This is a genomic window from Crocosphaera chwakensis CCY0110, from assembly GCF_000169335.1.
Classification (GTDB): Bacteria; Cyanobacteriota; Cyanobacteriia; order Cyanobacteriales; family Microcystaceae; genus Crocosphaera; species Crocosphaera chwakensis.
This window is the reverse complement of sequence record NZ_AAXW01000016.1, coordinates 94,045-100,507: the sequence shown is the minus strand read 5'-3', so window position 1 is coordinate 100,507 and position 6,463 is coordinate 94,045. Positions and strand designations below refer to the sequence as shown.

Here is a 6,463-nt window from a genome sequence, read left to right as displayed (position 1 = left end):
ACGTTAGTCACTAGGGGAATGACTTTGACTTCTCCTGTTTCGGTAATCACAAAATCGACTTTAGTTCCTGTGTCTAGTTTGAGATAGTCTCTAATCTCTTTTGGGATTGTTACTTGCCCTTTACTGGTTATGGTGGCACAAGGCATTATTTTTTCCTTTCTCTTGTTCCTTACTTTATTGTAAGGAGTTTTGAGCAGAAACGATAAACATCTTTTGAACACAATTGTTAAGGTAAAATAAGGAGTAAGATTATTGATAACTAAAATGTCTAAACTTACTCGCTCTCTTGATGAAATTATTCATTGGCTAAAGCTTAATTGCCCCGAAGAGGTTTCTCAACTTCGCCGAGGATTAAGTATTAAAGAAATTGAAGAAATAACGAAAGATTTTCCTTTTGTACTTCCCAAAGAAGTCTATGACTTATATCAATTTTGTGATGGAGACATTATGTTAGGTTCTGATGATTTAGTATTATATCCTTTAAAATTAGCTTTGGAATGGTCTCCTCATTGCGAAGCATACAAAGATCCATGTAGTTTTGACAATCATATATTAACTATTATGCACGGCTGCGGAAAGGATGTTTACTATATTCTTTGTGATAAAAAAGAAAAGGATTACTCTTCAGTTTGGTACGCAAAAATGGGATTAGATTCTGTAATATATGCTTCTAGCTTGACTAACTTAATGTTGACGATAGCTGAATGTTATAGAGAAGGAGCGTATTACACAAAATTTTATGAAGAATTTGGTTATATAAGAATAGAAGAAGATTTGGAAAAAATCGAAAAAATCTTTCAAAAATACAATCCCGAACAAATAAATACTTGGCGAGGAATTTGGAAAGATTAATGTATATGAAATCATCTCTTAATAATAATTGGTACGAAACCTATCTCAAAATGATATATCCTCGCACTATAGAGCAGGATTTAGAAATACATCCAACACCATCTATGAACCAATATCTAGATAGATGTGTTTTTTCTTTAGAAAATTTAAAGTATAAAGTCTTCAACTTAAAACAATCATCTGTGAACAGAAATAGCCAGTTAGAAGAAAAAACCTTTCAGCGTGTAATTGAGTTTTTAGGTAAATTACAAACTCATATTAATAGCTCTAAGCTATCTTCAAAAGATTTACTAAAAGCTCACCAAATTATTAATGAATTTGAAAATATTTTTCAAGCAAATGAAGAAAAAATTATAGATATTTTTCAATCAGAGCGTAAGGATTCAGGTGGCAAATATTGACAAACAGGCTGACTGCGCTAAAGTAACGGTATGAGTCAAACTGAACCAGGAGTACAGTTAAATTCAGACGAATTAAACCAACTGTCAAAATCTGGGTTGGTACAAATTATCTTGGCTCAACAGAAACTTATCGAGCAGCTACAAAAAGAAATAGAAAAATTAAAGCTCAGTCGTAATTTAGATAGCCAAACCTCATCAAAACCCCCATCAACAGACTTATTGAAAAAGTCTGAGAAGGCTAAAACAACTGAAGACGATAAGGATAAGAAAAGAAAACCAGGGGGACAACCTGGACATAAGGGAAAAACAAGGAAAGGCTTTGGGAGAATTGACAGAATTCAAATCTTGCAACCATCAATATGTAGTCACTGTGGTCAAACAGAATTATTAATAGAACCAGTGAAAGTTGATTCTCAGCAGGTAGCACAACTGGTAGATAAACCCATTGAGGTAGTAGAATATCATCGTCATCATTGTCGCTGTGGGCATTGTGGTGAAGTGACCAAAGCGAATTGGTCGCCCAAGACCGTCCCAGGACAAGATTTAGGAGTGAAGTTACAAGCTTTTCTGGGATGGTTAGGGAATTATGGACATCTACCTTATGAAAAGCAACAAGAGATGTTGTGGGAGTTAGGGCAAATTGAGATAGGTATGGGGACCATCGTAGCCACCAATCAACGAGTAGAAACAGCCATTAATCCGTCGGTTGAACAATTATCCAAGTGGGTCAAAGTAGAACAACCCCCAATTCATGTTGATGAAACACCCTGGCCAGTGAAGGGAGTCAAAGAATGGTTGTGGGTATTTACCAATCAACTTTTCTGCCTGTTTCGGGCTGCTGATACTAGGGGGCGTAAGGAATTAGAAGATCAGTTAGGCCATGAATATGGTGGTGTTTTAAGTAGTGATGATTTGGGAGTTTACAATGGTTATACTGTTGTTGCTCAACAGAAATGTTTGGCACATTTACGCCGTCACTTTCAGCGATTAATAAAAACTCCAGGTCAATATAACAAAACCATCGGTCAAACTTTTCTCAAATTAATTGATGAAGCTTTCCGTCATTATCGTATTTGGCAAAACGATAAGAATAGGCATGGTTATCAAGTTTGGGCAAGACAATTCAAAGATAAGATAAAGATAGCCACAGAAGAATGGAAGCCTAAAGCCGGTTATGAAGCCGGAAAACTTTTGCGAAACCTTCGGCAAAAGGCAGAGCAATGGTGGTATTTTCTGGAGCATCCAGAGATCCCCCCTGATAATAATCTTGCTGAAAGATCCTTAAGATTAGCCATCACGAAACGGAAAGTTAGTGGGGGTTCAAGAAGCATGGAACGATTTAAACAAACAGCTAACTTATTGACGGTTATTCAAACTTGTCGTCGTCAAGAACGTTCGGTGATTGATTTTTTCGAGAAGTCATTAATAGCCAAAGTCGGTCATCCGAATTGTTTGTTTCCTTCCCTAATTCCTAACTTCTAGACCTGAATCCTTACATCAGAGCTAGATAATGACTTGCCTTCTAAACTAATAATTTGGAAGAATTTTGTCGATCAGTGTATGCAAGCTCAAGACAAAAAAAGTTCCTGGGATTATTGGTGGGATACAAAAGGGAATGAATTAGTTATGTGGGAAGGAGAAGAAGAATATGATGACTTTATTAATAGTATGCAAAACGATTCAAAATATATAAAAGCTTGGGAATATTGGGATTATATAGATCCTTTATTTATTAGAGATGAAATTTGCCCTACTATACAGTTAGGAAAAAGCTATTGTAGCGTCAATAAATATAATAAGCAGCTATCTTTTTTAGATGAACAATTGAAAAAAATACTTCTTAAGAAAAAACATATATTATCAAGTTCACAAGAACAGTATTACCCAAAATCTTATTACTGGTGGTACTATCATATTCCGCAAAATGTTGTACTTTGGAATGAAATAGATGATTAAGCAAGCATCAAAAATAAAAGACTCAACGCTTCCAAAGTAGAAAAGCCTTCAATTTTATCACCTTCCTATTTTGATTTCATCAAAGGTTGCCTAAAACGATAAACATCTTTAATCACTTGAACCCAACCATCAGAAACAGAGGCTAAGAGGCGATCACCTTTTTCTTTGGTTGCTGCGGTAGCATCCCCCATCACGCCACTTTTCGTTAACTCTTTAGTCAACCAAGCAAAGGGTAACTTTCCCTCCATACTGACTAAACTATCTTCTGGCAACCCTTGGGGATATTCCTTAACTGCTTGGGACATTTTCACTTGATCGGGTAATAAAGACAGAATAATACTCGTTTCTGCGTCTCCTGCATGGATACCATATTCTAACTCTTGAGACGTTAATAACTCCTTAGCAATATGAGGCACTCGCCAAGTAAAAAAAGGAAACACCGAAAAATTTTGATAGTGTTGATGAATATCTCTGGCTGCAATTTCCATAATTTGAGGTTGTCCCCCGTGGGAGTTCATTAAAATCAGTTTACGAAACCCTGAATTATAAACACTTTGAGCCACTTCTGTGATCACCGATAATAAAGTAGTAGCACTCAAAGTAATGGTTCCAGGAAAGCCGGAATGCTCATTAGATTTGCCATAATAAAGACAAGGCAAACTATAAGCAGGAATCTCTAAATCTAATTTTTCTAAGGTTTTACCCAAAACCCCTAAACTAATAGCAGAATCAACTGCGATCGGTAAATGAGGCCCATGTTGTTCGATCGCCCCAATAGGTTGCACAATCACAACATTTTCCTTATCTTCCATAGACTCAATTTCAGTCCAAGATAAATAGGGAAAAAAGCGGTGAGGAGGAATAAAACCGTGCATCATAATTATATTTAAGATGAGTGATCAAACTTAGACCTAACTTCCAGTTTACAGGGTTAGCCAAAATAGAGTAACTTAAGGTAAAAATTGTTACACACAATGGAAAGGGACAAACCAAACCCATGTTAATGCCAACAGAACTATATCATCTCGTTGCTTTTATCATCGCGCTGGTGGTGGTTTGGTGGAGTACCCCCATCATTAATGAATTTGGACAAAGAAAAGGTCTAGTAGATAACCCAAAAAGTAATAGTAAAGAAGAAAGCGATCGCAAAATTCACCGCCGTCCTATGGTGCGTCTCGGTGGAGTTTCTATTTTTGCAGGAACCGTTATTGCTCTTTTATTAGTTTGGATTTTTGGGGGGTTTGGTTGGTTACCCCCTCACAAAGAATGGGAAATTTGGGGAGTCACTATTGGAGGGGTTGCTTTTTTCCTCATTGGGTTGGCTGATGATCTTTATAACTTAAGCCCCATGACTCGCCTTCTGTTACAAACAGTGGTAGCTAGTACCGCTTGGGGGGTAGGGGTTCGCATTGAATTCTTATCAGTCCCTTTTGGTAGTTTAGTTCAGATTGGTTTATTAAGTCTTCCTATTACTGTTATTTGGCTGGTAGGTATGGCTAATGCTATCAATTGGATTGATGGGTTAGATGGTTTAGCTGCCGGAGGTTGTGGTATTTCTGCGGTGGTGATGATGGTATTAGCTTTATTTATGGAGCAACCGGCCGCTGCTTTGATTGCTGCTGCTTTAGCTGGTGCAGCGTTAGGATTTCTCCGCTACAACTTTAACCCTGCAACCATTTTTATGGGAGATGGTGGGGCTTATTTTATGGGGTTTACTCTAGCAGGGGTTGGGGTCATTGGTTTGGTAAAAGTCGCAACTATGGCCACGGTAGCAGTAACGGCTGTTTTATTGCCCTTCGTGGTTTTAGCTGTGCCAATTTTAGATATGTCTATCGTCATTATTTCCCGTATTAGTCAAGGAAAATCTCCCTTTATTGGAGATAACCGTCATCTGCATCATCGTTTGATTCAAGCAGGTATTTCTCACCGTCTCACGGTTTTATTTATCTATGCCTTAACCTTATGGGTGGGTAGTATTGCCCTAGGACTGTCTAATATTCCCAGTGGTTGGGGATTTGCGATCGCAGCCACGGTTTTATTAGGGTATGTCGGTTGGCAAGCTTGGCGTAAAAGCCGTAAGATTCGAGGTTGATGCCACTCTAGCACTAGAGTTCTCTTGCTACCTTTAAGATAGATTTAGCTGTTACCCTTAAATGCCCGTGAATAAAACCAAAGCAGACGATATTTGTCAGGTAAGATGTTTCAATACCGAGCTAGTTACTCAAATTCGAGAAACTTTACCCTCAGAAGATACTTTAGAGGAAATGACGGTTATATTTAATGCTTTAGCCGATCGCTCGCGGATTAAGATCCTTTATGCCCTCAGAAACGGTGATGAGCTTTGTGTTTGCGATATTGCAGCCATGTTAAATGTCAAGATCGCTACGGCTTCCCATCATTTACGGAAAATGCGAGATTTGAAATTACTTAAATATCGCAATGATGGAAAATTAGCTTATTATTCTCTAAAGGATGAGCGTATAACTGATATTCTTACTTATTCTTTACCAAGTTTTATTTAAAAACTATTTACTATTTTTTAGCTTTTATTAATTTAATTAATTTTACATTTTAATGTTCTTTTGAACGTTTAAAATATATTATAACTATTATTCAAACATTCATTTGAATGTTAAAAACTCATGGCAGAACACTGTTGTCAACACAAAGCTAAGGAATTACAAAAGCTGCAAAAACGCCAGAGTAAGGTATTGTGGATCATTTTGGTAATTAATGCAGTCATGTTTTTAGTGGAGTTTATTGGAGGATTTAAAGCGTCTTCACTCTCTTTAACTGGGGATTCTTTAGATATGCTTGGTGATGCTTTAGTTTACGGGTGTAGCCTTTACGTCCTTCAAAAAGGGAACAAAGCCCAGGCCAGAGCAGCAATACTTAAAGGCGGTATTATGTTTATGTCAGCGATCGCTGTATTTGCTAGAGCCACCCATCAATTATTTACTCAAACAGTTCCCACAGTGCAAATAATGAGCGAAATTGGGCTTTTAGCTTTGATAGCTAACTTAATCTGCTTTTTACTGTTAATTCGCCACCGTGATGATAATATCAATATGTCCTCAGTTTGGCTGTGTTCTCGTAACGACATTATTGCGAATACTTCAGTGTTGCTGACTGCTGGCTTAGTTTTTTTAACCGGTTCTTTTTGGCCAGATTTTATCTTGGGACTATTACTCACCGCAGTTTTTGCTCAATCTGCAGGCAAAGTTCTCACTCAAGCTAGACAAGCATTAAAATAA

The 6,463-nt window shown here is 37.3% G+C and carries 9 protein-coding genes; 7 read left to right on the top strand and 2 right to left on the bottom strand.

What is annotated here, in order from left to right:
• Positions 1-146 (bottom strand): AbrB/MazE/SpoVT family DNA-binding domain-containing protein (locus CY0110_RS12540; protein ID WP_008275817.1); only part of this gene is annotated, 146 nt, incomplete at its 3' end.
• Between the two features lie 118 nt (positions 147-264).
• On the opposite strand from CY0110_RS12540, the gene CY0110_RS12535 reads away from it, so the two are divergent.
• From CY0110_RS12535 to CY0110_RS12520, 4 genes are all read left to right on the top strand, one after another.
• Positions 265-852 carry an SMI1/KNR4 family protein gene (locus CY0110_RS12535; protein ID WP_008275816.1) on the top strand — a complete coding sequence of 196 codons (588 nt, stop codon included), beginning with the start codon at positions 265-267 and terminating at the stop codon, positions 850-852.
• A gap of 5 nt (positions 853-857) precedes the next feature.
• A complete protein-coding gene (locus CY0110_RS12530; RefSeq protein WP_157464573.1) occupies positions 858-1,253 on the top strand; it encodes a hypothetical protein in 396 nt (131 codons plus the stop codon).
• Positions 1,254-1,283: 30 nt separating this feature from the next.
• A complete protein-coding gene (locus tag CY0110_RS12525) occupies positions 1,284-2,735 on the top strand; it encodes an IS66-like element ISCysp3 family transposase (protein WP_008275162.1) in 1,452 nt (483 codons plus the stop codon).
• Positions 2,736-2,813: 78 nt separating this feature from the next.
• Positions 2,814-3,209: a hypothetical protein gene (locus CY0110_RS12520; RefSeq protein WP_008275814.1), complete on the top strand. Its 396-nt coding sequence runs from the start codon at positions 2,814-2,816 to the stop codon at positions 3,207-3,209.
• A gap of 65 nt (positions 3,210-3,274) precedes the next feature.
• Here the strand turns inward: CY0110_RS12520 and CY0110_RS12515 are convergent, their stop codons facing one another.
• Positions 3,275-4,087 (bottom strand): creatininase family protein, encoded by an 813-nt coding sequence (locus tag CY0110_RS12515; protein ID WP_008275813.1) that lies wholly within the window; start codon positions 4,085-4,087, stop codon positions 3,275-3,277.
• Between the two features lie 125 nt (positions 4,088-4,212).
• Here CY0110_RS12515 and CY0110_RS12510 point away from each other — a divergent pair, with 125 nt between their 5' ends.
• The 3 genes from CY0110_RS12510 to CY0110_RS12500 all read left to right on the top strand — a co-directional run bounded on the left by CY0110_RS12510 (position 4,213) and on the right by CY0110_RS12500 (position 6,463).
• On the top strand, positions 4,213-5,301 hold the full coding sequence (locus CY0110_RS12510) for a glycosyltransferase family 4 protein (protein WP_008275812.1): 1,089 nt from the start codon (positions 4,213-4,215) through the stop codon (positions 5,299-5,301).
• A gap of 61 nt (positions 5,302-5,362) precedes the next feature.
• Positions 5,363-5,731: an ArsR/SmtB family transcription factor gene (locus CY0110_RS12505; protein ID WP_008275811.1), complete on the top strand. Its 369-nt coding sequence runs from the start codon at positions 5,363-5,365 to the stop codon at positions 5,729-5,731.
• A gap of 120 nt (positions 5,732-5,851) precedes the next feature.
• Entirely contained in the window at positions 5,852-6,463 is a 612-nt protein-coding gene (locus tag CY0110_RS12500) for a cation transporter (protein WP_008275810.1), read from the top strand.

Bases quoted from the DNA above. Each gene is read 5' to 3' on its own strand.
- CY0110_RS12535 (WP_008275816.1), top strand. From the start codon at position 265: ATGTCTAAACTTACTCGCTCTCTTGATGAAATTATTCATTGGCTAAAG.
- CY0110_RS12515 (WP_008275813.1), bottom strand. From the start codon at position 4,087: ATGATGCACGGTTTTATTCCTCCTCACCGCTTTTTTCCCTATTTATCT.
- CY0110_RS12525 (WP_008275162.1), top strand. From the start codon at position 1,284: ATGAGTCAAACTGAACCAGGAGTACAGTTAAATTCAGACGAATTAAAC.
- CY0110_RS12510 (WP_008275812.1), top strand. From the start codon at position 4,213: ATGCCAACAGAACTATATCATCTCGTTGCTTTTATCATCGCGCTGGTG.
- CY0110_RS12500 (WP_008275810.1), top strand. From the start codon at position 5,852: ATGGCAGAACACTGTTGTCAACACAAAGCTAAGGAATTACAAAAGCTG.
- CY0110_RS12505 (WP_008275811.1), top strand. From the start codon at position 5,363: ATGCCCGTGAATAAAACCAAAGCAGACGATATTTGTCAGGTAAGATGT.
- CY0110_RS12520 (WP_008275814.1), top strand. From the start codon at position 2,814: ATGCAAGCTCAAGACAAAAAAAGTTCCTGGGATTATTGGTGGGATACA.
- CY0110_RS12530 (WP_157464573.1), top strand. From the start codon at position 858: ATGAAATCATCTCTTAATAATAATTGGTACGAAACCTATCTCAAAATG.